This is a genomic window from Alcanivorax sp. HI0044, assembly GCF_001634945.1.
The window spans coordinates 1-1,128 of record NZ_LWEZ01001839.1; the positions used below are offsets into that span (position 1 = coordinate 1).

The following is a 1,128-nucleotide window of genomic DNA, read 5'->3' on the forward strand; positions in this document are numbered from 1 at the left end:
TTATTAATTATTCATTATTAACTATTCATTGCTTTTTACGCTGCGTTGCGGCGTTTGGCGATGGCGTGCAGGACGATCTGGCACTGGTTTTCGCCGTATTCGCGAATGTCTGCTTCGGCATCGGCGGTGTTACGGCCGACCACGTTGACCAGCAGGCGCTTGAACAGCTGCAGGGAAACGTCGAACTCGGAGGTGTCTTCCTGCAGGGCGATAAACGTATAACGCTTGAGCAGGGGGATCAGGTCGATAATGTCATCGGCCAGGTAGCGGTTGTTGGCAAAACGTTCCGTGGCCAGTTCGACAAAGCGGAAGGCCAGCTGGTGGGCGGCGGGCAGGTCATTGCCCTGATAGTACTGCTCCAGTTGCGGCAGCATTTCCACCATGTCCTCAATCTGGCCGGGCATCCAGTTGCTGGCGGCCTGGCCAGCCAGTCGCGACAGCAGCATGAACAGGAAGTCGTAAAGGTCGTGAACCTGCTCATCAGTGACGTCGCACACCCGTGCGCCCTTGCGCGGCTGCAACTCAATCAGGTGTTGCTTTTCCAACAAACGAAAGGCCTCTCGAAGTGAGTTAGTGCTCACATCGAGTTGCTTGGCCAGATCATTTTCCGGCAGGCGCGCCCCGGGTGCCAGGGTGCCGGTGATGATCTGCTCGGCCAGATGCTGGGCAATCTGTTCACTCAGGCTGACGGCTTTCAACGACATGAGAAAGGTCCTTTTCGACTTCGGCGGGAATTATCCTCCGTGGTCGATACTATGTCACTAAATGAGTTGTTTGACAATTCAAGAAATCATGGATAGCCTAACCGTCACATTGGAGACTGTTACTTTTGGCTTGAACTAGCGAGGTATGAGCCATGTTCGAGAGCATGAACGCTGACGTAATGCTAAAAATGAAAAAATACGGCTATCTGACGTTTTGGGCGCTGATGGTCCCGCTAGTGCCTTTTTCGGCCTACGTGGGTGTGGATAGTGGCACTCAGGACTACTGGGCGTGGTTCCTTTACGTCTTTATCTTCGGGATTATTCCGGTATTGGATTATCTGATCGGTAAAGACCCGACCAATCCCAGCGAAGATGTTCAGGTTCACACCATGAGCGAGGAAATCTTCTATCGGGTGTCGGCCAT

General features: G+C 53.0%; 1 protein-coding gene and 1 pseudogene. One reads left to right on the plus strand and one right to left on the minus strand.

Annotation, left to right across the window (positions count from 1 at the left end; genetic code table 11):
• Positions 1-35: 35 nt before the first annotated feature.
• A complete protein-coding gene (locus tag A3730_RS27480) occupies positions 36-704 on the minus strand; it encodes a GntR family transcriptional regulator (protein WP_063520357.1) in 669 nt (222 codons plus the stop codon).
• Positions 705-856: 152 nt separating this feature from the next.
• Here A3730_RS27480 and A3730_RS27485 point away from each other — a divergent pair.
• Positions 857-1,128 (plus strand): annotated as a pseudogene (locus A3730_RS27485) (alkane 1-monooxygenase); the annotation flags it as partial.

What these genes read in the sequence shown, in the direction of transcription:
- A3730_RS27480 (WP_063520357.1), bottom strand. Translation starts at nt 704, where the DNA reads ATGTCGTTGAAAGCCGTCAGCCTGAGTGAACAGATTGCCCAGCATCTG.